Below are 24,037 nucleotides of genomic sequence, written 5' to 3' on the forward strand. Positions count from 1 at the left end.
TTTTCAATCTGCGCTGTTGAAGCGGGGTGGCGTCCAGTCTTTGCCGGGAATGGAAGCAAGCAGACGCTGGGTATATTGGTGTTGCGGATTGGCGAAGACATCTGCCGTTGGCCCGGCTTCCGCGATTTCGCCTTTCGACATGACGATAATGCGATCACAAAGCTGGGCAGCGACGCGCAAATCATGCGTTACAAACAGCAGCGAGAGGTTGAGCCGTTCACGCAGATCAGCAAGCAGGCGCAAAACCTGTGCCTGCACTGAAACATCAAGAGCCGAGACAGGTTCGTCGGCTACGATAATCCGAGGCTCAAGGGCAAGTGCGCGTGCGATGCCGATACGCTGGCGCTGACCACCCGAAAACTCATGCGGAAAGCGGTCAGCTGCAGCAGGAGAAAGCTCGACCAGCTCAAGCAGTTCACGTGCTTTTGCGTGGGCCTGTTTTTTCGGCACGCCGTGGACAATCGGGCCTTGCGCGATGAGATCTACAACACGTCGGCGCGGGTTGAGCGACGCCATAGGGTCTTGGAAAACCATCTGAATGTCTTTGCGCATAGAGCGCACTTCACGCGCACTCGCGCTTAGAAAGTCGCGACCATTCACATCGACTTTGCCGCTATCGGCTTCGAGAAGGCGCGTGACAATCCGAGAAACAGTGGTTTTCCCCGATCCGCTTTCGCCCACAACGCCGAGTGTTTCGCCCTGACGCAATATAAAAGACAGGTCTTTGACCGCAGGAACAGCACTTCGCTTGCCACTGAAAAGTCCGCCTTGCGCTTTGAATGTCTTGCGCAGGTTCTCAGCTTTGAGAATAACCGGCTGACTTTCAACGGATGCTTTGATCGCGGGAGGCGTTAAGGCCGGAACGGATGCGATTAGCGCCTTCGTATAAGGATGCTGAGGGTGGTTGAGCACCTCATTGGCTGGGCCTTCTTCGACCAGCTCTCCAAGCCGCAAGACCGCAACGCGATCGGCAATCTCTGCCACCACGCCGAAATCATGGGTGATGAAAAGAATGCCGGTGTTATGTTCGCGTTGAAGATCGCGGATGAGCTTGAGGATTTGCGCCTGTGTCGTGACATCAAGTGCAGTCGTTGGCTCATCGGCGATGATCAGGCGAGGTTTTAGAATAAGCGCCATGGCAATCATGACGCGCTGGCGCTGGCCACCGGAAATCTGATGCGGATAGGCGTTGTAGGCTGACTCGGGGTCAGGGATCTTCACCTCGTTCAGCATATCGATAACCGCAGCGTACCGTTCTTTGCGGCTGAGCTTGGTATGCAATCGCAACACTTCGTCGATCTGCCAGCCAACCGTTTTCTGCGGATTAAGCGCAGTCATCGGCTCCTGAAAAATCATGCCGATGCGGTTGCCGCGCAGCTTCTTCATGTCCGCTTCGCTGAGCGAATAAAGGTCGGTGCCTTCGAGCTTAATACTGCCCTTGATCACACGCACATGTGGTTCGGGTAGCAGACGCATGATGGCGCCTGCCGAAAGCGATTTACCGGAACCGCTTTCACCCACAAGGCAGACAATTTCACCCGGCTTGATGGTGAGTGTCAGGTCTTGCAATGCAAAAGGACGATCGGCACCCTTGGGCAGCGCAATTTGCAGGTTCTGGATTTCGAGAACGGGAGCCGCAGTCATTTCTTTTTCTGCCTTGGATTGAGCGCGTCGTTCAGGCCTTCGCCAAGCAGGCTGAAGGAAAGCACGGTGAGCAGAATGGCGATGCCGGGAGTAACTGAGCAGAACCAGTCGCTACGCAGCACCGCACGACCCTGACCAATCATATTGCCCCAACTTGCATAATTGGGATCGCCAAGTCCGAGAAAGGCGAGGGCGCTTTCCATCAGAATTGCTGTTGCCATGACAACCGAGGCAAAGACAATCACAGGCGGCAGAGCATTTGGCAAAATTTCACGGAAGATAATCGATAGATTACCAACACCGAGATTACGCGCAGCATCGACAAATTCGCGTTTGCGCAGTGCGAGAAACTCAGCTCGGACCATGCGTGCTGGTGCTGTCCATGAAACGATGCCGATGCAAATGATGATGTTTTCGATTGAAGAGCCGAAAATCGCAACCAGTGCCAGTAGCAAAACAAAGCTTGGAATTGTCTGGAAGGCTTCTGTGACGCGCATCAAGGTGTCATCAACCCATCCACCATAATAGCCAGCCAATGCGCCAATGATAATTCCGATGGCTATCGATATCATGGTTGCGACCACACCAATCAGCAACGAAATACGCGCGCCGTGGACGATGCCAGCCATAATATCGCGTCCGAGCTGGTCGGTGCCAAGCGGTGTTGCTGCATTGACGAATGGCCATGTCAGAGGATTACCGGCCCGACGCAAAGGATCGCCGGGTGCAATGACGTCGGCAAAAACGGCTATTAGCACGACGACAACAAAGAGAATAAGCCCTAGCACCGCTGCGCGGTTGCGGCTGAAACGTTGCCACAGAATGCGAGCGCGGGAAGCCTGAGGGCGAGGGAGGGAGACGTCCTGAATTGTCATGACAGTTCAATCCTGGAATCAAGCCGCGCATAGATAAGATCAGTGATGAAGTTGACGATCACCACCAATATCGAGCACAGAAAAATGATGCCCATCAAAGTGTTGAGGTCGCGCTTGATGACCGATGTGTAGGCAAGTTGGCCAAGACCGGGCAGCGAAAAAATTGTCTCTATCACCACCGAGCCGCCAAGCACCGTCGAGAACTGAAGCCCCAGTAGGGTCACAACCGGGAGGAATGCATTGCGCATGATATGGTAGAACATCAGGCGTGCACCGCTTGCGCCCTTTGCACGGGCTGTGCGCACATAATCAAGGTCTTCAACTTCCAGAACGCTTGTCCGCATCAGGCGCATATAGAAAGCAACATAAATCAGCGAAAGCGCCGTCGTTGGCATCACCATGTGGACGGCGATGTCCCAGACGTTTTTCCAACCTGAGTAAAAGCCACCAATGGTTTTGTAACCGCCCACTGGTAGCCAGCCGAGTTTGACAGAAAATACAAACATCAGAATGAGGCTGAGGAAGAAGCTCGGCATTGCATAGCAAATGAGGCCAAGTGTCGAGATAGCATTATCGGTTAGCGAATAGGCCCGGCGTGCTGCAAAGGCGCCAAGCGCAATGCCGAAAACAAAAGCAACTGTGAGCGAGGACAACATCAGCAACAGCGTCGGCACCAGACGGTTTAGAAGAACATCAAGCACAGGCTGTTCGTAGACATAGGACCAGCCGAAATCGAACTGTGCGAGCTTAGTCATATAAAGCCACAGCTGCACCCAGATCTGCTGATCGAGGCCATATTCCGCACGTAAATTTGCAACGAATTGCGGATCGGCGCCACCCATATCACCAACAAGAGCGTCGACGGTATCGCCGGGCGCAAGTTTGATCAGGAGGAAAGAGCCGACCATTATAAGAAGAATGACGGGTATTGCCTGTAAGATGCGCCGAAGCGCAAAACTCAGGATCGGGGGCAAGGACATTGCGGGCTATCCTGCAAAGATATTTGAAGCAGCTTTATTGTGGGACGTGGAAAGCTGTTGCCGGGGTTCCGGCAACAGCCTGATCGGGACTATTGATCAATCCAGAGATCGTACCAGCTTGAAGAATCCCAACGTGGGGTATTGTGATGGTTCTTCAATGCCTTGTTGGTGACGCCGACAAACGGATGTTCAATTGCAAAGATGACGGGAAGATCTTTCATCTCAAGCTTTTGAATCTGATGATAGAGCTCGGCGCGTTTTGCCGGATCAAGTTCGGAAGCAGCCTGATCAATCAGCTGATCCATTTCGTCGGATTTGTAGTCGAACTGGTTTGACCACGCCGTGCCAACAGGTGCGCCGGAACGCAGCCAGACGGTTGTCGATACAGCAGGGTCGGAGCGGAACTGATGCCAGCCGCTTGCCGTGTCGAAATCGTGATCGCGATAGACGCCATTGAGGAAGCCAGGCGCGTCGTTGGTCAGAAGCTCAACGTCAATGCCAACTTCTTTCAAAGCCTGTGCGTAATATTCTGCCCAGAGCTGGGTATATTCGCCCCATGGAGCCGGACGATGGCGCAGCTTGAAGCGAATGCCATCAGGGCCAGCGGGATAACCAGCTTCATCGAGCAGCTGCTTGGCCTTTTCAACGTCATACGGATAAGTCTGCACGTCATCCGTGTAGTTTGCGCCACCAGAGCTTGGGATCGGTCCACGGCCTGGCTTTGCATAACCACGCATGATGTTCTTGATCGCAAAATCAATGTCGAGCGCGTGATAAATAGCCTGCCGTACTTTCAGATTGGCGAGGATTGGATTGCGCAGGTTGAATTCAACAGTCGAGTGCGCGACGTTGTTTTCAAAACCCTTTGTGCCGGTATCAAAGCGACCATCCTTTTGCAGCCGCTCGGTATCTGACATGGAAATGCCATTGAAGGCTGTTTCCATTATTTCGCCTGATTCAAGCGCTGCCGCCGCTGCAGCTTTGTCCGGCATAAAGCGCCAGATCACGCGGTCAAGATAAGGATATTCCTTGCCGCGCCAATAGTCGTCATTACGCTCGGCAATAATATGCTGGCCACGCTCATATTCCACAAACTTGAATGGTCCGGTGCCAACAGGTGCCGAATTATACTTGTTCTTGAGAATATCGGTGCCTTCATAAAGATGCTTCGGCACCGGATGGCCAAGATCCGGCATCGCAGCAACCAGAAGCTCCAGTGGCATTGGCTTGGAATAGTTGAAAACGGCGGTATGCGGATCGGTGCAATCAACCGACTCCAAGTTTGCCTGAAGGGTTGTTGAATAGTTCAACAGCTTCTTCCAGAGGTTCATCGCGCTGAACGAAACGTCGTCACAGGTAAATGGCTGGCCGTCATGCCAGCGAACATTCTCGCGCAACTTGAAAGTGATTGCCTTACCATCGTCCGATGACGTCCAGCTTGTTGCCAGCACAGGCACATAGCCTTCATAGGTGCGGTCGATCAATGGCTCCATAATGCGGCCGGTGATCTGGTACACCCCTGTGGAGGCACGCAAGGCTGGGTTAAGGACACCCTGTTCGGTATTCATATGTACAATGACCGAACCACCGCGCTTCACTTCCTCGGCGTGGGAGGACGCCGATGCGAGCGAAAAGGCAGCGAGAAACAGGCCAAGGGCGGCTTTTCTGATATGCATTCTATGTTCCCCTGAAGGACGTTGAGGGAGGGCTTTCAAGCCTCTTTTCCCGCAATGCCCAATATTGTTCAAGCCCTTGAAATAGCTCAAAAAGCTGCCTCAAAGTGCAAATAATTCACGCAAGCACTGCTATGCTAGAATTTGCTGCGATATTGTCAAGATAAACTAATATTCACTCCAATATTGGTAAAATATACCGGATAGGGGGTGTTAATAAGTTTCAATTTTCTACGTTTCTAAGGGTGGAAATTGCTACTGGGTGGCTCTCAAGGCGGACTCTGCGAAAAATAATCCTAATTTTCTTGAAAAATCGACGCCTAAAGCCTCGGCTTAATAACAATTCTTTCTTTGTTAGCTTGAACTTGAAAACTCGTCATGCACTATCTCACCAGAATAGCCCACCCAAGCAGCTGAACTCAAATAGCTGAATCGATCACGCGAAAGGAACTCTTTGCATGACTCACCCTGTTAGAGGTGTCGATCACGTTTTTCTTCTGGTCAACGATCTGGATAAAAGTGCTGAGCAATATCGACGTCTTGGCTTCACGTTGAGCCCTCGTGGACTTCACAGCAAAGAAAAGGGTACGGGCAATTATACAATCATGTTCCCGGATGATTATTTTGAACTTCTCGGCATTGTCGCTGAAACAGAAGGCAACCTGCATCAGCGTGAGAAGCTGAGCGCGCAAGGCGAGGGACTGCATGCAATTGCATGCCGTATCGAAAATGCGCAGCAGGCGAAGTCAGAACTCGCTGCATTGGGCATCCAAACAGGTGAAGTGGGTAAGTTCTCTCGCCCAGTTGAGTTGCCAGATGGCAGCAAAGGTGTCGCAGCATTTGAGACCGTTTCATTTGCTGAAAATGAGGTGCCGCAGGGCATGGTTTTCATGTGTCAGCATAAAACACGCGATACGGTTTGGGTTCCAGAATTGCTTGAACATGCAAATGGCACGAAAGGACTGGCTGCGATTGTTGCTATTTCAGCTGATCCGGCAAAGTCCGCCGAAGGTTTTGCAAGGCTTTATGCCGATGGCAAGGCAACGGAGAGTAGCGGAGAGTGGACTGTTTCAACGGGGCCGAACTCAGCTGATATCTCGGTGCTTACATCCGCTCAGGCACAGAAGCTCTATCCAGATGTTGATTTTAGCAAGACGCCGTCCGGTGCGTTTGCAGCACTTCGCATTCGGGTTAGCGCCTTAGATACGGTACGCAAGGTGCTGGATGATAATGATCTCGCTTACGTCAACACTTCTGCTGGCATTGCAGTTTTACCAGAAAATGCCAACGGGACGGTGCTTGAATTTGTAGAAGTATAAACTGCATTCTGATGCATGCTGAAGGATCGTGTCTTGGAATTCAAATTTCAACGCTTGGACACGATTCAGCTTCAAACAAGAATCATGCGTGAAATTTTCTCAGAAACGTAATGAATCAGATTTAACGATCGGAATTTACTGGGATTTTAAATAATCCTCCAAAAGCAAAAATCCCGGACGAAGCCGGGATTTTGATGCCTAAACCAATCGGAAAAACTGGAGCGGGCGAAGGGATTCGAACCCTCGACCCCAACCTTGGCAAGGTTGTGCTCTACCCCTGAGCTACACCCGCTCGCGCCAGTCTTCTCTGAGAGAGAAGTCGTTTCCGTTAGGCAGGCGGTATATGAACCAATGGATTCCGGAATGCAATAGGGAATTTTATGCGTTTTTAAAAAAATTTGAAAAGATTCACAGGCTTGTGGATTTTCGCGTTTGAGACGCAACAAAATCATCCTCTATGCTCATCGCTTGCGGCGCGAAATGCTGATGATCGATGCAAAAGCCGCAAATCCAGCAGCAACAAGCAGGATGCTTGGAATGTTATTGATGCCCCAATGCGAGAGCAGGAAGGCAACCAGTGCCGCGCCGAGCGACTGCCCGAGAAGGCGGGCCGTTCCAAGCATACCGCTTGCAGCGCCACTTCTTGCGCGTGGGGCCGAGGTTATAATCATGCGATTGTTCGGAGCCTGAAAAAAGCCGAACCCGATTCCGCAAATCGCCATGCGCCAGCAGATATCGACCACGGACGGTTGTTCTGGCAGCGTTCCGACCAGTGCAAGCCCGGCAGCGAAGAACACCAGCCCAAACAAACCGAGTGTGGCAGGTGAATATTTGTCCGAGAATTTACCGGATAGCGGCGCAACGATGGCCAGTGCAATCGGCCAGGGCATCATCAGAAACCCAACTTCAATGGGCTGGAAACCATAGATATTCTGAAATAGAAATGGCAGCGATATGAATGCCATCATCTGTGCGAGAAAGGACATGATGGAGGTGCAGAGCGACAGGCTGAACACTGGGATACGCAGAAGATCGAGCGGCAGCAATGGGTTAGTTGTCAGCATTGAGCGTCGTATGAGCCATGTTGCTGCCACGACACAGCCAATTGCCTGCAAGGCCAGAAATGTTGCGCTGACGCCATTGCCAGCACTATCGATAACCGTAATCAGCAGGCCGAGCGTGAAGGCACTGAGAATCGCGCTCAGATAATCGAAGCGACGTGCTGACAACTCGTTATAGGGCAGGCTTTTCAGTCCCATAATGACCGCCAAAACGCCGAGTGGAATATTGATCACGAACAGCCAGGGCCATGTCAGCGAATGCAAAATGACGCCTGCCAGCGTTGGCCCTATGGTCGAGGAGAGTGCCACGAAAAGCGCATTCAAACCGATAGCGGTGCCAAGCTTTGCCTGGGGCACCGTATAGCGCAGCAAGGCAGCGTTAACGCTCATCAGGCCTGCCGCACCAAAGCCTTGTATAACGCGTGCGATTGTGAGCGCTTCAAGCGACCGCGCAAAAACACAGGCGATTGATGCGAGTGTAAACAGCGATACGCCGAGCAAGTAGACACGGCGATAGCTATAAATTTCGCCCAAAGCTGCGAATGGCAGCAGAGTGATAACGATGGCGAGCTGATATCCGTTGACGATCCAGATAGAAGCGGCCGGTCCTGCTGAGAAATCGGCCGCAATGGTTGGAAGCGCGACATTGGCAATCGTGCCATCGATAACAGCCAGTGTGAGGCCAACCATAAGGGTCGCCCAGGCCCAATAAATTCGTGGCTCTGGCAACCCGTCCTGAATTGTGGACTTGTTCGGCTCTATAACTGCTTCGTGCTTCATTCAATTGACCAGTCATGCGGAATTTCAAGCAAGCTCGACCCTCAAGGAAGGGACAACAAGTCATCTAGCTCAGAATTGCCCGCAGAACATAGATAAACCCCGCTTTATCGCCTTAGGTAACGCTATTGTGTGCCATTTTCGGCAGGAAGCGCCAGATTCATCACATGCGCGTAATGGCGCGGATTAAAGCTCAGATAGAGTGGACAGATGCTTGCCAACAAAACCAGATGCATGATCCAGCCGGATGCAAAGGTGCCGGTTAAATTGTGTAGCAATGCCGTTGCCACTGGGCCCAGCGCTGCGATCAGAAAGCCGCCGCCTTGCATCATCGCGGCCAGAGCACCTGCTTCTTGAGGCTTGGGCAGATGATCAAGCGAGGTAATCATGGCGAGCGCAAAGCTGCCACCAAGACCTGCGCCGCAGATCGCGGACCAGAAATAAGGCGAGAGCTGCGGTGCAAAAGCCAGACCAGCAAAGCCTGTCGCTTGCATCGCCAGTGTCAGGAGAAGCCAAGGGCGACGATCAACGCTATGTCTTGCAAGCAACGGCAGGCCAAAGGCCGACAGAGCCTGCGCTATGGCCATGACAGCAACCAGATTGCCGGTTTCTGCTGGTTCCATACCCAATGATTGATAATAAGGCGCAAGCCAGGCCACCATGGACGAATAGCCTGCATTGACGAGGCCAAAAGCCGCCATCAGCACCCATGTTCGTGGGCGATGGAGCAGCTTTCCGGTGATGCCGGATTTGGAACCAGAAGACGCCGTTTCTTTAAGAATGGGGATAGCCGTCAGCAGCGCAAGAAGTGCAGGAATTGCGAGAACTGCCAGCGCAAAACGCCAGTTATGATCAGAGCCTGCAAGCCAAGGTGTCAGCCGGGCACCAAGCGCCCCGCCGCCCATGATCATTGCAGAATAAAGACCGGTAACAGCTGCAATGCTTGCTGGGAAATTTGCTTTGATCAGGCCGGGCATCAGCGCCTGTATCATAGCAGCGCCTGCACCACACAAAACAGCCGTAAGCACCAGAGAAAAACCATCTGGCACGAAGCCCCGCAAAACAGAACCCAACGCAAGAATGATGAGTGCTGCGAACATGCTGCGGCGCGTACCGATGATCGATTGAATGCGTGGGGCGATGAATGCGCCAAGTCCCATCAGCATCATGGGAAGGAATGTGAGCAGAGACAACATGCCAAAGCCCATTCCCGTATCTGTGACAATATCGGAAAGCACGGGCCCCGGGGCCGTCAGGAATGGTCTGAGATTAAGGCCAATCAGAACGACGAGGACGATAAGGGCTATGGGTGCGGCTTGCGTGCCGCCATTGGCTTGCTGGGTCTGCATGATGAATTCAGTCTTTTATGTCTTCTTTTCCTGCCAGCGCCGATAAAGTGCTGCATCATCGTCTGGTGGACAGTGTTCAAAATGAACGCCAGTTTGTTCTGTCACTGGCTTGGCCAGTTCCGTTGCAATTTTTGCTGTCGAAAGGCCGAATGGTTCTGCCTGCTCGTTGGAATAAGCAAATATGATTTTATTGATGCCTGACATCCGCATTGCAGCGAAACACATAGGGCAGGGTTGGCCGCTCGCATAAACGCTGCAATCATCCAGCCGAGGCGACTGCAAAACCTTGCCTGCCGCGCGCAATGCGAGAAGTTCCGCATGGGCAGTCGGATCGCAATCGGCCTGCATACGATTGACGCCGATGGAGATAATCTTGTCATCCTTTACGACAACCGCTCCAAAGGGACGTCCGCCGAGGTAGACATTGTCAAATGCAAGTGCGATTGCCTTTTGCAAAAACTCCTGGTCGTTGCTCATTTGCCGCCCGCTTTCTCAAGCATCGCAACCATAGTGGAAAACCCACGTGCTCGCGCATGCTGCAATGGCGTAACACCATCATTGTCCGCGAGATTCACGTCAGTACCCGCATCAATCAGCAACTTCACAATATCGACGTGGCGCTGACCGCCATCGCCGAGAATTATGGCTTCAAGCAAAGCGGTCCATCCAAGATTGTTGACGTGATCAACCTTGACACCTGCTTCAATCAGCGTGCGGACGGTTTCAACATGCCCCCGTTCTGAGGCCGGGATAAGTGCCGTGCCGCCATAGCGATTGGTGCTTTTAAGGTCAGCACCGTGCGTAAGCGTGAGTTTTAGTATTTCCAGATGTCCGCGTGCGCCTGCGTAAAGATAAGGGCTGTCCTTGATCGCATCCTTGGCATTTACATCAGCACCGGCTTCGATAAGCGCACGGGCTACATCAATATGATTGGCATGGGTCGCAGCCAAAAGCGCAGTTTCACCAGCCTGGCCACGTGCTTCTATATCGGCTCCTGCTGTGATTGCATCTTTTACAGCGGACAAATCGCCAGCGCTTGAAGCCTGAATAAGTGATGTCTGTGCGTAGGCTGCGATGTTCTGGCCCGGCAGAGTTGGTTCAGTCATGACGAATGCTCCTGCAATCAATGCCAAGGCACTCAAGCGGTATAGTGTTTGACGCATCGGCGTTACTCCTTATTTCTTGCTAAAATAATCATGGTGAGACATATTTAAAAATTAAATGTTCAACTGGCATTCATTCGAATTATGAATATGATATTCAATCTCGATCTTTTGCGTGCTTTCGTGGCAGTCGTTGATAGCCGCAGCTTCACGGCTGCAGCGCTGCAGCTGCATTCGACGCAATCCACGGTCAGCCAAAAAATTTTACGCCTTGAAGAGGCTGCCGGACAATCGCTCCTGGAGCGGGCAAGGCATGATGTTCGGCCAACCGATGCGGGTGAAAAGCTGCTCGGTTATGCGCGGCGAATGCTGCATCTGCATGATGAAGCCGCAGCAGCTATGACGGGAAGTGCGCTTACAGCCGTGTTTCGCCTCGGTCTGGCAGAAGATTTTGCTGCCAAACTGGTCACACCAACACTTGCGGCTTTTCTGCGTGCTCATCCGAAAGTGAAACTTGAAGTGACGAGCGGGCTAAGCCGAGAGTTGCAGAAAGGTTTTGAAACGGGCGAATTTGATCTCGTTATGGTTAAACAAAAGCGCGGTGAAACGCTTGGCACCAAGCATTGGCCTGAACCACTATGCTGGTTGGAGAGTGCTGATTATCCGGTTTCAGAGGCTGATCCGCTCCCGCTTGTCGCATTTCCGCCAAATGGGCTTTATCGCAGTGATATGATGGAGGCGCTTGATCGTATCGGCAGACCTTGGCATGTCGTTTTCACCAGTTCCAGCCTCGCGAGTGTTCAAAGCGCGATCGCTGAGGGGCTCGGTGTTAGTCTGCTGCCGAGTCGTGTTGCTTTGCCGTCGCATCGTTTGGTTCCAAAAGAAGCCGGATTGCCTTTTGTAGAGCCGATGGAAATTGTTATCCAGCATATGGAAAATGGTTCTGATCAAATGCAGCAGCTCGTGCAGATGCTAGCCGATATTGTGGGTGATTGATCGTTTATTGCTTTAATAGCTAGATTTAATGTGACTCATTGCGTCAGAGGCACTGAATCTGTTTGACTCCACCGCAAACGCGGTGTTTTTGCCCGGTGATAGCGCTACAGAAATGCCGACAGGATAGCTCCACCACCTTCATCTCAAAGTTCCCTTCGTTTGCTGCAATCACCAGGCGGCACGGTTTTTGCTTGTTGCAAGCGGGAGGCACTTTACGGGAATACGACAATGTCCAACACCACGATCACCCATAACGATGGAAATACTCTGTTTCCGATCGTTCTTTCTATCGTTGCAGCAGCTGCAACCGGCGTTCTCTGGGCCTATGCCAATCCGATTCAGCTCGTCCCGGGCGTGATTCAATGGCGCATTTTCGCGTTTTTGCCACCGCTGGTCGGCATTCTTCTCGGACGCAAAAGCGGGTTCATCTGCGGATATCTCGGAACCGTTATCTGGTCGTTGCTGGCTGGCACCTTCATTCCAGCGCATTCGCTGATCATTGATGGTATCATGGTTGGCCTGACTGGTCTTATTCCGGGCATGCTGTTCGATCCAAAGACAACAACCTTTAATCGCACAACGCTGATTAAAATTGCAGCAACTTGCCTTGTTGTTGGTCTTGTGATGGTTGCAGCTGTTTCGGCAAGCTTGGCCTATCTTGGGATTTTCCCATATTGGTGGGCGGTCATGTATCTCGGTCTCTCAGATATCGTTCCAATGCTGATCGGTACGCCGCTGCTGGTTGTTCCAGCTCTCAAGATTCTCAAGGGCGCTCATCCGTCCGGCTTCACCCGTTTTTGATCGAGAGCAGTAAAAGTGCTCAAGCTTCAGAATGTAAAAGTAGGTTTTGGCGATTCCAATCTTGCAATCGCCGAAGCCAACCTCGAAATTCGCGACGGCGAACGGCTTCTGGTGTGTGGTGCGGGCGGCAGTGGCAAAACCACGCTGCTCAACGCTGCATCGGGCATCGTTCCACGCCTGATTACCCCACAAGTCTTCGATGGCGAAGTCTCGCTCAATGGCAAGCCCATGTCTTCCATGCCGAAGGATGAGCTGTTCAGCACTGTCGGCATCGTTTCACAGAATGTGGAAGATCAGCTATGGGACCTGAGCGTTGAAGATCTGGTCGCTTTTCCACTCGAAAATCGTGGACTTGCCAAGGATGCTGTTCGTGCTCGTATCGACGAGCTGCTTAACGAGCTAGAGCTGAATGCATTGCGAGGGCGACGCGTCTTGACGCTTTCGGGCGGCGAACGGCGCATGGTGGCGATGGCTGCGGCACTTGCGGCCGAACCGAAACTGCTCGTACTGGATGAGCCGACAACCGGGCTTGATCCAGCAGCACGCCAGCGTCTTGTGCGGGTTCTCAAAAAACTCGGTGCATCTATATCAGCCTTGCTGATTGCAGAGCAGGATCCTGCATCACTGCAGGCGGTCGTTACCGATGTCGGTCTGGTAAAAGACGGTAAGTTAGCGCCCGTCGTGCCGCTCGCGTCGATCATCAACGATGCGGCTGCGTGGGAAGATGCAGGCGTTTTGCCACCAATTGCTGCACGCAAACGTCTGTCGGGTGCGAAGAGCGGCGGTGAAGTTCTTGTTTCTGTTTCGGGAATCAAGACGCAGCTTCAGCGCCGGGACGGCCAGCCGGTTTTGGAGAATGTGAATTTTCAAATCCGCGCCGGCGAAGTCGTCGCTCTGATCGGCAAAAACGGTGCGGGCAAGACCACGCTGTTTCAATCGATTCTTGGGCTTCAGAAAATTGCAGCAGGCTCAATTATCATTGGTGGCGAGAATGCCGACAAGTGGACCGCTGCAAAGCGTGCCCGCTCGGTGGCTTACCTGCCGCAGAACATGCGCCGCATCCTGTTTAACATGACTGTGCTGGAAGAAGTGGTCTTTGCGATCACCGCCGCGACCCGTGCAGCAAAGGACGATGCAGTGACTGCTCGCGCAACGGCCTGCCTGCAAAAATATGGACTTGGTAGCCATGAGGAAACCAACCCATTTGCGCTTTCGTCTCGTCAGCAGGCTCTGCTGGGCCTTGCCTGTGCGGAAGCAGCAGGCGCTTCGGTTGCCATTCTCGATGAGCCGCTTCTGGCACGCGATCTCAATGGTCGTCGCATGCTGGAACTGTTCCTCGAAACAGCGCTTTCCGAAAACCGTGCGGTCATGTTGATCTCTCACGATCTGGAACTCGTGGATGATGTTTCGTCGCGCGTCATGATCCTGGATCGCGGCCATGTCACCTTTGATGGCGATGTGGATGCATCCTGGAATTCCGATGCCTATCATGCGCTGGGTTGGCCCAAGCCGCGTGTTGTCGAGACAGGAGAAGCGGCATGAAAATCTTTTATGATCTGAACTTCTTTGTAAAGCTGGCAGCGGCATTTCTGGTCATGCTTGCAGCCTGGCTCGTGCCGGGTTGGAAATACGGAGTGCCACTCGCGTTGATCACGGTCGCTTTTCTGGTGCTGGTCAAGGTGCCGGGCTTGCGTGGTTATCTCAAAGGTGCCGTGCTTCTGACACTGCTTGTCATGGCGAGCTGGATTCTCAATCTCGTGCTTCAAGGCGTTGCGTTTGTTGATACTTTGCCCATTGCAGCCGGTATGGCTGCGCGTCTGGTGACAACGACTGCGGCGTTTTATTTTGTGATGGAAACCAGCACGCCTGGCTCCATTCTGGCTGCTGCGAGTGCTGCACGTCTGCCGCCAATGGTGACACTGGTCCTCTCGCTGACATTCGGCATTATTCCGATGCTGCGTGAGGATTTCGAGCGTATTGCGGATGCTCAGCGCGCACGCGGAATGGAAATTGACGACGTTTCCTTCCCAATGCGTCTGCGTTTTGCGCTGGCGCGCGGCGTGCCATTGCTGGTTCAGGCTATCCGCATGGCCCACGCAATTTCGCTGTCCCTTGCCATTTATGGCTTTGACACCAAGCGCAAGCGTACAACATGGCGTAATGTCGGCCTGCTGGTTGAATCGAGACTTACAGCGGTTCCAGTTAAAAATGAACCGACGAAACCGCTGTAACTGGTTGTTTTTACGCATTACCGACGCAAAACCGCTTCGCACTTTTGTTGGAAATGCTATAATCCCGAGGATGCAAAACGATGACTGAAGACAGCGCTGAACTTTCTGGAAACGGTCAGGTCTGGACCGTTGATGTAGCTGGCCGCAAGGTCGATCTGCCGATCGTACCGATCAACCCGAATTTCGCCATTTCCTTAATGATGGTCATTGATCTCGGGGTTCGCTTTGGTGAACATGTGGGCAAGGCGCTGGCCGAAAAGCTGGCTCCACTGAAGCCTGATGTGATCGTCGGTGCTGCGACACTTGGCATTCCGGTGGCGATTGAAGTGTCACGGGCTCTTGGCCTCGATGACTATGTGATCTTGCAGAAATCGCCAAAGATTCATCTGGGCGATGCACTCGTGCAGACAATCTCGTCCATCACCTCAAAGGGCGAGCAACGCCTGCTTCTCGACCGTCAGGCAATTCCGCTGCTCGCAGGCAAGCGCGTGGTTGTGGTGGATGATGTCGTTGCTTCCGGTTCCAGCCTCAAAGGTTCAATCGAGCTGGTGCGAAAGGCGGGTGGTGAGGTCGTTGGTATTGGCGTCATCCTGACCGAAGCGAAGGACTGGCAGGACGTGCTTGGCAAAGATGTGGAGCTGCTTCACGCCCTCGCACATATTCCGCAGTTTGATCATCAGGATGGTGAATGGAAGCCGATCCCGGAGAGTTTCTTGTAAGGTGGCTGCATTGTGAAAGTTGAAACGCCGCGCTTGTCGCGGCGTTTTTGTTTTTTGCGACTTATTTCGCACGACGGTTGTTACCCGAAACTATCAATCGCCGGCTCAGACAATTCTTTCCACAAAACACATATAATTTTAATTGACCAATTTTGTATCCAGGATATTGTACTCATAAAGTTGGGAGGCTTATCTTGTGACGGCTTTTGAGTGGCGTAGTCAGACCCGTTTGCTGGACGAAGTAGCAGAAGCGCTTCGTGAGAGAATTTATGCGGGCGTGTATGGGCCCGGCGCCATTCTCCGACAGGAACATATCGCTGCCGAATTCGGTATAAGCCGCACGCCTTTGCGCGAAGCCTTGCGTGTTCTGGAGCGTGACGGGTTGGTGATTCACTTGCCGGGCAGGGGCGTGCGTGTAGCCTCGGCTGATTTAACGCTGTTGATTGATGCTTATGCGGTGCGCGAAGTTCTGGATGGTGTTGCGGCACGCTTTGCGGCGGAGCGCGCGACAGATGAGGCTATCGAAAAGTTGCGTGCTCTTGTTGCAGGACAGGTAACGGTTGTCGATCCATGGGATCCGAAAGCTTACACCCAGACGAATGTCGATTTTCATATGGCAGTGATGAATACGGCATCGAATGCCTCGCTGATTGCGTTCGTTCCGCTGTTGCGGATGACCTCACAGGTTTTCGCCCCTTCTTTTTCTCTGTCGGTTGATAGAGCACGCGATGCAATCCGCGAACATGGTGCAATTGTTGAAGCCATCGCTTCACGCGACGGGGAAGAGGCCGAGCGGCTGGCGCGGGCCCATATTCGCGCGACCAGAGCGAGACTGGAGGCGGAAATGCCTCTGCGGGAGACTGAGAATGAAGCATGAAAACAAGTCGGGTGGCTCAGGCCTCCTTCGTTACGGCAATTTCATTGATGGGCAATGGCAGGATGCTCTGGGTGGGGAGCACATTCCGCTTCGCAATCCTTCCGATGGAAGTGATCTGGCTCTCATCGCGCGCGGCTCGAAAGCGGATATCGATCTGGCTGTGGCCGCAGCCCGTGCCGCCCTTTCCGGTGAATGGGGCAAGTTGACCGCGACCGAACGTGGCCGTGTCTTGCACCGCATTTCAGAAGAGGTGCTCAAAAATATAGATGTGTTAACTGATCTTGAATCACGGGATGTTGGCAAGCCTGTCACGCAGGCGCGCGCCGATGTGGTGGCGCTGGCGCGGTATCTTGAATTCTATGGCGCGTCTGCTGACAAGGTTCATGGTGATACGCTGCCTTATCAGAACGGCTTTACGGTCCTGTCGATCTATGAGCCGCATGGTGTGACGGGCCATATTATCCCGTGGAACTATCCGATGCAGATTCTGGGCCGAAGCCTCGGTGCAGCATTGGCGATGGGTAATGCTGCCGTGGTCAAGCCGGCGGAAGAAGCCTGCCTCACCATTCTGGAGTTCGCAAAGATTGCTGAGAAAGCTGGTCTGCCGAAAGGCGCACTCAATGTCGTCACCGGGCTTGGCGCAGAAGCGGGGGCAGCACTTTCTGAACACCCGGATGTGAACCACATTTCGTTTACCGGCTCGGTGCGTACAGGTGAAGCGGTGCAGGCGGCAGCCGCAAAGAACACTGTGCCGGTAACGCTGGAGCTTGGTGGCAAATCTCCGCAGATCGTTTTCGCCGATGCTGATCTCGAGCGCGCTATTCCGTTCCTCGTCAATGCGGGCATTCAGAATGCCGGTCAAACCTGCTCGGCATCCTCGCGTATTCTGGTTGAACGCAGTGTCTATGAAGATGTTGTTGCGCGCATGAGCGAACGTTATCGCGCATTGAAGGTTGGCCCGGCAGGCGATGATCTTTCTGTCGGTCCCGTTGTATCGCAGCGCCAGAAGGCGATTGTTGACGGCTATCTTGATCTTGCAAAGGAAAGTGGTCTGGCGATTGCGGCGCAAGGTGTGTTGGTGGACGATGCACCAGAGGGGGGTGCTTATGTACTGCCAACACTGATCCGTGATGTGCCTGCCGACCATCGTCTGGCGCAGGAAGAAATTTTTGGTCCGGTTCAGGTCATTTTACCTTTCGACACCGAAGAAGAAGCCATCGCGATAGCCAATGGGACGTCCTATGGCCTTGTCTGCGGGATCTGGACCAATGATGGCGGACGTCAGTTCCGTTTGGCCCGCGCTATCCATTCCGGTCAGGTGTTCATCAATAATTACGGCGCTGGCGGCGGTATCGAATTGCCATTCGGCGGCGTGAAAAAATCCGGCCACGGACGCGAGAAGGGTTTTGAGGCGCTCTATGGGTTTGCCTCGCTGAAGACCATCTCGGTCTGGCACGGATAAGTTTAGCATTTGGGAGAATTGCAGTGTCATTTGAAGGTAAGGTCGCGCTCATCACTGGAGCAGGTTCGGGTTTTGGCGAGGGTATGGCAAAGCGCTTTGCCAGAGACGGCGCCAAGGTCGTTATTGTGGACCGCGACAAGACAGGCGCTGAGCGCGTCGCAGCCGAAATTGGAGATGCCGCGCTGGCTGTCGCTGCCGATATTTCTAAGGAAGCAGATGTTGATGCAGCCGTAGAAGCTGCCCTGTCGAAATTTGGTAAAGTCGATATTCTCATCAACAATGCTGGTATCGGCCACAAACCGCAAAATGCTGAACTGGTTGAGCCGGAAGAATTTGATCGCATTCTTGGCGTCAATGTTCGTGGCGTTTATCTGATGACACGCAAGCTCATCCCACATTTCAAGGACAATGGTGCCAAGGGAGAGGAATGCGTCATTCTCAATGTCGCTTCGACTGGCGCAGGTCGTCCGCGCCCGAATCTCGCCTGGTACAATGCGACCAAGGGCTGGGTGGTTTCAGTGACCAAGGCGCTCGCTATCGAGCTTGCACCGGCAAAGATTCGTGTGGTTGCTTTGAACCCTGTCGCAGGTGAGACACCGCTTCTCACCACCTTTATGGGCGAGGATACCGAAGAAATCCGCAAGAAGTTCCGCGATTCCATTCCGATGGGCCGCCTGTTGAAGCCTGATGATCTGGCTGAAGCTGCGGCTTTTCTTTGCTCGTCTCATGCCTCGATGATCACCGGGGTTGCGCTCGATGTGGATGGCGGACGTTCGATCTGAAAATTGATAAGGGGAGCCAAAGAAAAGCGATGAGTAAACTGCTGAAAGCCGGGCTGATTACAGCCACGATGCTCGCATCAATCAACGGTGCCTTTGCAAAAGATACATTGGTGGTCGGCGAAGTGCTGGAACCGCCGGGCTTGGATCCGACGGCAAATGCAGCTGCCGGTATTCGTCAGGTTACTTATGCCAATCTTTATGAAGGTCTGGTTCGTATTGTTGAAGACGGCACAGTGAAGCCACAGCTGGCTGAAAGCTGGACTGTTTCCGACGACAAGAAGACGTATACGTTCAAGCTGCGTGAGGGCGTGAAATTCCATGATGGAACGCCCTTCGATTGTTCGGTCGTGAAATTCTCTTACGAGCGTGCAGTGGCTCCAGATTCCACCAATGCGCAAAAGGGCCTTTTTGAACCAATCGCCAGCACCGAATGTCCTGATCCAGCGACTGCCGTTGTGACGCTGAAGCGGCCAACCTCGAACTTTCTGTTCAATATGGGGTGGGGCGACGCGGTTATGATTGCGCCGAATACGGCGGCTGATAACAAGACCAAGCCTGTTGGAACGGGTCCATTCAAGTTCAAGCGCTGGGTGCAGGGTGATCGTGTCGAGCTCGATCGCAACCCGGACTATTGGGGCGAACCGGCAAAGCTTTCTGCCGTTACTTTCCGCTTTGTGAGCGATCCTTCGGCAGCAGCAGCTGCAATCCTTGCTGGCGATATTGACGTCTTCCCGATGTTCCAGGCGCCGGAATTGATCAGTCGCTTCAAGAGCGATGATAAGTTGCAGGTCGAAGTCGGTGATACTGCAGGCAAAGTTCTGCTTTCGCTTAACAATGCCAAGGCCCCCTTTGACAATGTGAAGGTGCGGCAGGCACTGGCCCATGCCATTGACAGCAAGGCGCTGATCGAAGGTGTCTATTCCGGTTTTGGCACACCAATCGGCTCGCATTATGCGCCGGTCGATCCGGGTTATGTCGACCTTTCGGAAACCTATCCGTATGATCCGGCAAAAGCCAAGCAGCTGCTGGAAGAGGCGGGTGTTCCGGCTGGCACGTCAATAACCATCACGCTTCCACCTCCGGCATATGCGCGTCGCGGTGGTGAAATCATCGCAGCCATGCTGGCGGAAGTGGGTATTCAGGCCAACCTCGTTCCAATCGAGTTTGCACAATGGCTGGATCAGGTATTCAAGCGCTCGGATTTCGATGCCACGATCATTGCACATACAGAAGCGCGTGATCTCGATATCTATGCCCGCGATAAATACTACTTCAACTACAACAACCCGGAATATAAGGCGCTCTATAAAGCTTATGCCGAGGCCGGTAGCGATGAAGAACAACTCGAACTGGTGAAGAAGCTTCAGGAAAAGCTTGCGGCAGACGAGCCGAATATCTTCCTCTACGCGCTGCCGAAAATTGGTGTGTGGAATAAGAACGTGAAAGGTCTTTGGAAGAACATGCCGATCCCGGCGGACGATCTGACACAGGCTTACTGGGCTGAGTAAGACAATTTCCGCCCCGCACGCGTGCGGCGGGGCGGTTCACGCGAATGGTCGTGCAGCGATAACAACCAAGGGGCTGCGGCACGGCAGGAAATGGAATGTGGAGTGAATGGCCTGATGTGCTCATTCCTGCATTTTTATGATGCGCAATCCTGGCCAAAAAGTTCAAAGCTTTTTTTGGGATTGTGCTTAGGAGGTCGCCTTGCTGGCTTATATTTCCGGGCGAATAATTTCGCTCTTGCTGACGACGCTTGCGGCATCCGTCATCGTCTTCCTGTTGATGCAGGTGCTGCCGGGCGACCCCGCTGCGGTTATCCTCGGTATCAATGCGCAGCCTGAAACGCTGGCAGCGCTGAATAAACAGCTTGGCCTCGATCAGCCGCTTTGGTGGCGGTATCTTTCGTGGATTGGCGGCTTTCTGAAGGGGGATTTCGGCACCAGCTACACCTATTCCGTGCCGATCAGTGAATTGCTCGGACCACGCATCATGGTCACGCTGCCGCTGGCGCTTTTGTCCATGGTTCTGTCGGTAGCAGTAGCTATTCCCGTGGGCGTTTATGCGGCCTCCAAACGTGGCAAAACCGGTGATGTGCTTTCCATGGGTGTGGCGCAGGTGGGTGTTGCTATCCCGAATTTCTGGCTCGGCCTGCTCTTGATCCTGCTGTTTGCTTTACAGCTCGGCTGGTTTCCAGCCTCTGGTTTTGCCGGTTGGGAAAATGGATTCGGGAATGGTATCCGCTCGCTGTTTTTGCCCGCTCTGGCGCTTGCCCTGCCGCTTGCCGCCATCCTCGCCCGTGTGACTCGCTCTGCCGTCATCGAAACGCTGGGTGAGGATTTTGTGCGCACCGCGCGCGCAAAAGGTCTTACCCGTAACGCGGCACTCTGGCGCCATGCGGTGCCAAATGCGCTGATCCCGGTCGTCACAATTATTGGCCTGCAATTCTCATTTCTGTTGGCTGGAACGATCATCATCGAAAATGTCTTCAATCTTCCCGGGCTAGGAAGGCTGGTGTTTCAGGCAATCGCCCAGCGCGATCTGATAACGGTGCAGTCGCTGGTGACGCTGCTTGCGGCTTCCGTTATTGCGGTCAATTTTATTGTCGATCTCGTCTATGGTTTCATTGATCCGCGTCTTTCGACGGGAGGCAGCCGATGAGTGAGGTTCAGACAATTGCAAAGCCAAGCCGTTTTCGGATGCTGTTTTTAAGCCGCAGCCTTGTGATCGGTTCGCTTGTTACCGCTATTCTGGTGGCTATGGCTTTCGTCTCTTATTTCTGGACGCCTTATTCGCCCACCGCCATGAACTTCCGCGACAAGCTGCAAGGGCCGAGCTTCAGTCATCTGTTCGGAACGGATAATTTTGGTCGTGATGTGTTTTCCATGATTATGGTCGGTGCGCGCAATTCCATTGCCGTTTCGATTATTGCGGTGCTTGTTGGTGCAGGTATAGGTATCCCTCTCGGTGCCTTTGCAGCAGCACGCGGTGGATTGGTCGATGGCTTTGTCATGCGCATGACCGATCTGGCCTTTGCATTTCCGGCGCTGCTGACTGCAGTCATTATCACAGCTATTTTTGGTCCCGGTGCGGTCAATGCCATGATTGCAATCGGTATTTTCAATATTCCGGTCTTTGCCCGAGTTACGCGCGGTGCATCGCTCGGGCTTTGGAAGCGCGAATATGTTCAGGCAGCGCGTTGCGCAGGGCGCGGCGATATCTCGATCACGCTGCTGCATATTCTGCCCAACATCAATCATGTGCTGATCGTCCAGGCGACGATCCAATTCGCACTCGCAATTGTTGCCGAGGCTGGCCTTTCCTATGTGGGGCTTGGCACACAGCCGCCCATGCCGAGCTGGGGCAAGATGCTCAACGATGCACAGACCTTTATCTATGATGCGCCATGGCTGGCGATCTTCCCCGGTCTTGCAATTACACTCGCAGTCCTTGGCCTTAACATGCTGGGTGATGGTCTGCGCGACATACTTGACCCGCGCGTAAGGAGGCAGAGATGATAAAAGCTTTGCCAAAAATACCTCTTCTTGAAATGGACGATATGTCTGTCGAGCTGCCATTTGGTACGCGCACTGCAGATATCGTGTCGGGTATTACGTTAACACTCAACCGTGGTGAACGCCTGGGCGTTGTGGGTGAATCTGGCAGTGGCAAGTCGATTACCGCGCTTGCCGCCATGGGCTTGTTGCCTGACCGGATGCGCGTGCGTGGAACCTTGCGTTTTGATGGGCAGGATCTGGCAAACAAGCCAGAAGCTGAACTCTGCAAAATGCGCGGTCGTCGCATGGCGATGATCTTTCAGGAGCCAATGACAGCGCTCAATCCGGTTAAGACCATTGGTGCGCAAATTGCCGAAGGCCGCCGTCTGCATCTTGGCGAAAGCCGCGCTGATGCCGAACGCAAGGCGCGCGAGTTGCTGCATCGCGTTGGACTGCCTGCACCGCGCTTTAATCTCGATCTGTATCCGCACCAGCTTTCCGGCGGACAGCGCCAGCGCGTGATGATCGCCATGGCGATTGCCTGCGAGCCTGATCTGCTGATTGCCGATGAACCGACCACGGCGCTCGATGTCACTGTCCAGGCACAGATTCTTGATCTCATGGATGAGCTGATCGATGAAACTGGAACAGCGCTGATGCTCATTACCCATGATCTTGGCGTTGTTTCGGAAATGACTGATCGTATCGCAGTGATGTATGCCGGGCGGATTGTAGAAACAGGGCGAACCGAAGCCGTGTTTAATCGTATGGCGCATCCGTATGCGCGGGGGCTGTTTCAGGCTTCTCCACATGGGGCTAATCTGGTTCGCGATCATACGAAACCGCGTCAGCGCCTCGCTGCAATTCCGGGTGTTGTACCGGACCCGCTGGCCCGCCCGCCATATTGCAGCTTTGCTGATCGCTGCGCGTTCGTTGAAGGCGATTGTCGAAAGCTTATTCCGCCGCTCGATCTGATCGGTGAAAGCGAAGGCATTGCCCATCGCGCTGCCTGTCTGCATCCACGCGATGGCGAGGTGCTGGCATGAGCAAGATGATTTTGCAGGTTCGGGATGTCGTGCGTGAATATCAGCTCCCGCGCCCATCATTCCTTTCAAAGCCGGGGTCTTTGCGCGTTCTCCACGGTGTTAATGTCGAGATCGAAGCAGGGCAAAGTCTTGGTATCGTGGGCGAAAGCGGTTCGGGCAAATCAACACTTGCGCGTGCTGTGATGGGGCTGGAACGACCGCAATCTGGCCAAATCCTTATCAATGGTCAGGATATCTACGCGCTTGACCGTTCAGGCCTGCGTGAAGCGCGTAAAGGTTTTCAGGCGATCTTTCAGGACCCTTATGGTTCGCTCGATCCGCGCCACACGGTCAAGCGGATCATTTCGGAGCCGATTGTTTCACTGGAGCGCGGGACAAGCAGCAAGGAACGGGATGAGCGCGTGGCAGAAGTGCTGGAAGCTGTCGGCCTCCCAAAAGCATCTGCTGAAAAATATCCGCATGAGTTTTCCGGGGGGCAACGCCAGCGTATCGCTATTGCCCGAGCCCTGATTACCAAACCGGCGCTCATCGTTGCTGACGAACCCGTTTCAGCTCTTGATGTTTCCATTCAGGCGCAGGTTCTCAATCTGATGATGGATCTGCAGGAAAAGTTCGGCCTTTCCTATCTTTTCATCAGTCACGATCTCGGTGTCGTGCGCGCAATTACCGATCGTGTGGCAGTGATTTACCACGGCAATATCGTCGAGCAGGGAGAGACCAACGCGGTCTTCGATAACCCGCAACATGAATATACGCGCGCATTGGTTGATGCTGTGCCGAAGCCTTTTTCGGGGCGGCGCAAACTGGCCCGCACACTTAATTCTACAATGAAACTGCCAGAATGA

The 24,037-nt window shown here is 53.4% G+C and carries 22 protein-coding genes and 1 tRNA gene; 14 read left to right on the top strand and 9 right to left on the bottom strand.

The genetic code is table 11. The annotated features are described in order from the left end of the window. Nucleotides 1-3 precede the first annotated feature (3 nt). The 4 genes from U2P60_RS04690 to U2P60_RS04705 form a co-directional block, all read right to left on the bottom strand. Nucleotides 4-1,644: an ABC transporter ATP-binding protein gene (locus U2P60_RS04690; RefSeq protein ID WP_413571548.1), complete on the bottom strand. Its 1,641-nt coding sequence runs from the start codon at nt 1,642-1,644 to the stop codon at nt 4-6. Continuing rightward, on the bottom strand, nt 1,641-2,519 hold the full coding sequence (locus U2P60_RS04695; RefSeq protein ID WP_413571550.1) for an ABC transporter permease: 879 nt from the start codon (nt 2,517-2,519) through the stop codon (nt 1,641-1,643). Before U2P60_RS04695 ends, U2P60_RS04690 begins: the two co-directional genes overlap by 4 nt. Beyond that, a complete protein-coding gene (locus U2P60_RS04700; protein ID WP_413571551.1) occupies nt 2,516-3,499 on the bottom strand; it encodes an ABC transporter permease in 984 nt (327 codons plus the stop codon). Before U2P60_RS04700 ends, U2P60_RS04695 begins: the two co-directional genes overlap by 4 nt. Nucleotides 3,500-3,588: 89 nt before the next feature. Next, complete coding sequence (locus tag U2P60_RS04705) at nt 3,589-5,175, bottom strand: ABC transporter substrate-binding protein (RefSeq protein WP_413571553.1); 1,587 nt, start codon at nt 5,173-5,175, stop codon at nt 3,589-3,591. Between the two features lie 455 nt (nt 5,176-5,630). Between U2P60_RS04705 and U2P60_RS04710 the strand changes: the two genes are divergently transcribed. Further along, nucleotides 5,631-6,491: a VOC family protein gene (locus tag U2P60_RS04710; protein ID WP_413571554.1), complete on the top strand. Its 861-nt coding sequence runs from the start codon at nt 5,631-5,633 to the stop codon at nt 6,489-6,491. Nucleotides 6,492-6,708: 217 nt separating this feature from the next. Here U2P60_RS04710 and U2P60_RS04715 read toward each other — a convergent pair. The 5 genes from U2P60_RS04715 to U2P60_RS04735 form a co-directional block, all read right to left on the bottom strand. After that, a tRNA-Gly gene (locus tag U2P60_RS04715) sits at nt 6,709-6,783 on the bottom strand. A 169-nt stretch (nt 6,784-6,952) separates the two neighbouring features. Further along, nucleotides 6,953-8,332 carry an MFS transporter gene (locus U2P60_RS04720; protein WP_413571555.1) on the bottom strand — a complete coding sequence of 460 codons (1,380 nt, stop codon included), beginning with the start codon at nt 8,330-8,332 and terminating at the stop codon, nt 6,953-6,955. Nucleotides 8,333-8,454: 122 nt separating this feature from the next. Beyond that, a complete protein-coding gene (locus tag U2P60_RS04725) occupies nt 8,455-9,678 on the bottom strand; it encodes a cyanate transporter (RefSeq protein ID WP_413571556.1) in 1,224 nt (407 codons plus the stop codon). A gap of 15 nt (nt 9,679-9,693) precedes the next feature. After that, nucleotides 9,694-10,155, bottom strand: coding sequence for a nucleoside deaminase (locus U2P60_RS04730; RefSeq protein WP_413571557.1), 462 nt, complete (start codon nt 10,153-10,155; stop codon nt 9,694-9,696). Then, a complete protein-coding gene (locus U2P60_RS04735) occupies nt 10,152-10,841 on the bottom strand; it encodes an ankyrin repeat domain-containing protein (RefSeq protein WP_413571558.1) in 690 nt (229 codons plus the stop codon). Before U2P60_RS04735 ends, U2P60_RS04730 begins: the two co-directional genes overlap by 4 nt. Before the next feature lie 84 nt (nt 10,842-10,925). Here U2P60_RS04735 and U2P60_RS04740 point away from each other — a divergent pair, with 84 nt between their 5' ends. From U2P60_RS04740 to U2P60_RS04800, 13 genes are all read left to right on the top strand, one after another. Then, nucleotides 10,926-11,777: a LysR family transcriptional regulator gene (locus U2P60_RS04740; RefSeq protein ID WP_313829445.1), complete on the top strand. Its 852-nt coding sequence runs from the start codon at nt 10,926-10,928 to the stop codon at nt 11,775-11,777. Nucleotides 11,778-12,005: 228 nt separating this feature from the next. Then, nucleotides 12,006-12,578 (top strand): aminotriazole resistance protein, encoded by a 573-nt coding sequence (locus tag U2P60_RS04745; protein WP_413571559.1) that lies wholly within the window; start codon nt 12,006-12,008, stop codon nt 12,576-12,578. A 15-nt stretch (nt 12,579-12,593) separates the two neighbouring features. Continuing rightward, a complete protein-coding gene (locus U2P60_RS04750) occupies nt 12,594-14,120 on the top strand; it encodes an ABC transporter ATP-binding protein (RefSeq protein ID WP_413571560.1) in 1,527 nt (508 codons plus the stop codon). Beyond that, nucleotides 14,117-14,809, top strand: coding sequence for an energy-coupling factor transporter transmembrane component T family protein (locus U2P60_RS04755; protein ID WP_413571561.1), 693 nt, complete (start codon nt 14,117-14,119; stop codon nt 14,807-14,809). The genes U2P60_RS04750 and U2P60_RS04755 overlap by 4 nt, the downstream gene beginning before the upstream one ends. Before the next feature lie 80 nt (nt 14,810-14,889). Further along, nucleotides 14,890-15,528, top strand: coding sequence for a phosphoribosyltransferase family protein (locus U2P60_RS04760; protein ID WP_413571562.1), 639 nt, complete (start codon nt 14,890-14,892; stop codon nt 15,526-15,528). Nucleotides 15,529-15,724: 196 nt separating this feature from the next. After that, nucleotides 15,725-16,405 carry a GntR family transcriptional regulator gene (locus tag U2P60_RS04765; protein ID WP_313829450.1) on the top strand — a complete coding sequence of 227 codons (681 nt, stop codon included), beginning with the start codon at nt 15,725-15,727 and terminating at the stop codon, nt 16,403-16,405. Continuing rightward, nucleotides 16,395-17,867 carry an aldehyde dehydrogenase family protein gene (locus U2P60_RS04770; protein WP_413571563.1) on the top strand — a complete coding sequence of 491 codons (1,473 nt, stop codon included), beginning with the start codon at nt 16,395-16,397 and terminating at the stop codon, nt 17,865-17,867. Before U2P60_RS04765 ends, U2P60_RS04770 begins: the two co-directional genes overlap by 11 nt. Nucleotides 17,868-17,890: 23 nt before the next feature. Beyond that, nucleotides 17,891-18,649: a glucose 1-dehydrogenase gene (locus U2P60_RS04775; protein ID WP_413571564.1), complete on the top strand. Its 759-nt coding sequence runs from the start codon at nt 17,891-17,893 to the stop codon at nt 18,647-18,649. Between the two features lie 29 nt (nt 18,650-18,678). Beyond that, complete coding sequence (locus U2P60_RS04780; RefSeq protein ID WP_413571566.1) at nt 18,679-20,157, top strand: ABC transporter substrate-binding protein; 1,479 nt, start codon at nt 18,679-18,681, stop codon at nt 20,155-20,157. A 199-nt stretch (nt 20,158-20,356) separates the two neighbouring features. Continuing rightward, nucleotides 20,357-21,310, top strand: a complete 954-nt coding sequence (locus U2P60_RS04785) for an ABC transporter permease (RefSeq protein ID WP_413571567.1) — start codon at nt 20,357-20,359, stop codon at nt 21,308-21,310. Continuing rightward, complete coding sequence (locus U2P60_RS04790; protein ID WP_313829455.1) at nt 21,307-22,167, top strand: ABC transporter permease; 861 nt, start codon at nt 21,307-21,309, stop codon at nt 22,165-22,167. The genes U2P60_RS04785 and U2P60_RS04790 overlap by 4 nt, the downstream gene beginning before the upstream one ends. Continuing rightward, nucleotides 22,164-23,192, top strand: coding sequence for an ABC transporter ATP-binding protein (locus U2P60_RS04795; protein WP_413571568.1), 1,029 nt, complete (start codon nt 22,164-22,166; stop codon nt 23,190-23,192). The genes U2P60_RS04790 and U2P60_RS04795 overlap by 4 nt, the downstream gene beginning before the upstream one ends. Then, nucleotides 23,189-24,037, top strand: a complete 849-nt coding sequence (locus U2P60_RS04800; RefSeq protein WP_413571571.1) for an ATP-binding cassette domain-containing protein — start codon at nt 23,189-23,191, stop codon at nt 24,035-24,037. The genes U2P60_RS04795 and U2P60_RS04800 overlap by 4 nt, the downstream gene beginning before the upstream one ends.

Origin of the sequence: Brucella sp. H1_1004 (genome assembly GCF_047308065.1) — a bacterium.
Classification (GTDB): Bacteria; Pseudomonadota; Alphaproteobacteria; order Rhizobiales; family Rhizobiaceae; genus Brucella; species Brucella pseudogrignonensis_B.

Coding starts and splice junctions, on each gene's coding strand:
- U2P60_RS04690 (WP_413571548.1), bottom strand. CDS start 1,644: ATGACTGCGGCTCCCGTTCTCGAAATCCAGAACCTGCAAATTGCGCTG.
- U2P60_RS04695 (WP_413571550.1), bottom strand. CDS start 2,519: ATGACAATTCAGGACGTCTCCCTCCCTCGCCCTCAGGCTTCCCGCGCT.
- U2P60_RS04700 (WP_413571551.1), bottom strand. CDS start 3,499: ATGTCCTTGCCCCCGATCCTGAGTTTTGCGCTTCGGCGCATCTTACAG.
- U2P60_RS04705 (WP_413571553.1), bottom strand. CDS start 5,175: ATGCATATCAGAAAAGCCGCCCTTGGCCTGTTTCTCGCTGCCTTTTCG.
- U2P60_RS04710 (WP_413571554.1), top strand. CDS start 5,631: ATGACTCACCCTGTTAGAGGTGTCGATCACGTTTTTCTTCTGGTCAAC.
- U2P60_RS04720 (WP_413571555.1), bottom strand. CDS start 8,332: ATGAAGCACGAAGCAGTTATAGAGCCGAACAAGTCCACAATTCAGGAC.
- U2P60_RS04725 (WP_413571556.1), bottom strand. CDS start 9,678: ATGCAGACCCAGCAAGCCAATGGCGGCACGCAAGCCGCACCCATAGCC.
- U2P60_RS04730 (WP_413571557.1), bottom strand. CDS start 10,155: ATGAGCAACGACCAGGAGTTTTTGCAAAAGGCAATCGCACTTGCATTT.
- U2P60_RS04735 (WP_413571558.1), bottom strand. CDS start 10,841: ATGCGTCAAACACTATACCGCTTGAGTGCCTTGGCATTGATTGCAGGA.
- U2P60_RS04740 (WP_313829445.1), top strand. CDS start 10,926: ATGAATATGATATTCAATCTCGATCTTTTGCGTGCTTTCGTGGCAGTC.
- U2P60_RS04745 (WP_413571559.1), top strand. CDS start 12,006: ATGTCCAACACCACGATCACCCATAACGATGGAAATACTCTGTTTCCG.
- U2P60_RS04755 (WP_413571561.1), top strand. CDS start 14,117: ATGAAAATCTTTTATGATCTGAACTTCTTTGTAAAGCTGGCAGCGGCA.
- U2P60_RS04760 (WP_413571562.1), top strand. CDS start 14,890: ATGACTGAAGACAGCGCTGAACTTTCTGGAAACGGTCAGGTCTGGACC.
- U2P60_RS04770 (WP_413571563.1), top strand. CDS start 16,395: ATGAAGCATGAAAACAAGTCGGGTGGCTCAGGCCTCCTTCGTTACGGC.
- U2P60_RS04780 (WP_413571566.1), top strand. CDS start 18,679: ATGAGTAAACTGCTGAAAGCCGGGCTGATTACAGCCACGATGCTCGCA.
- U2P60_RS04790 (WP_313829455.1), top strand. CDS start 21,307: ATGAGTGAGGTTCAGACAATTGCAAAGCCAAGCCGTTTTCGGATGCTG.
- U2P60_RS04795 (WP_413571568.1), top strand. CDS start 22,164: ATGATAAAAGCTTTGCCAAAAATACCTCTTCTTGAAATGGACGATATG.
- U2P60_RS04800 (WP_413571571.1), top strand. CDS start 23,189: ATGAGCAAGATGATTTTGCAGGTTCGGGATGTCGTGCGTGAATATCAG.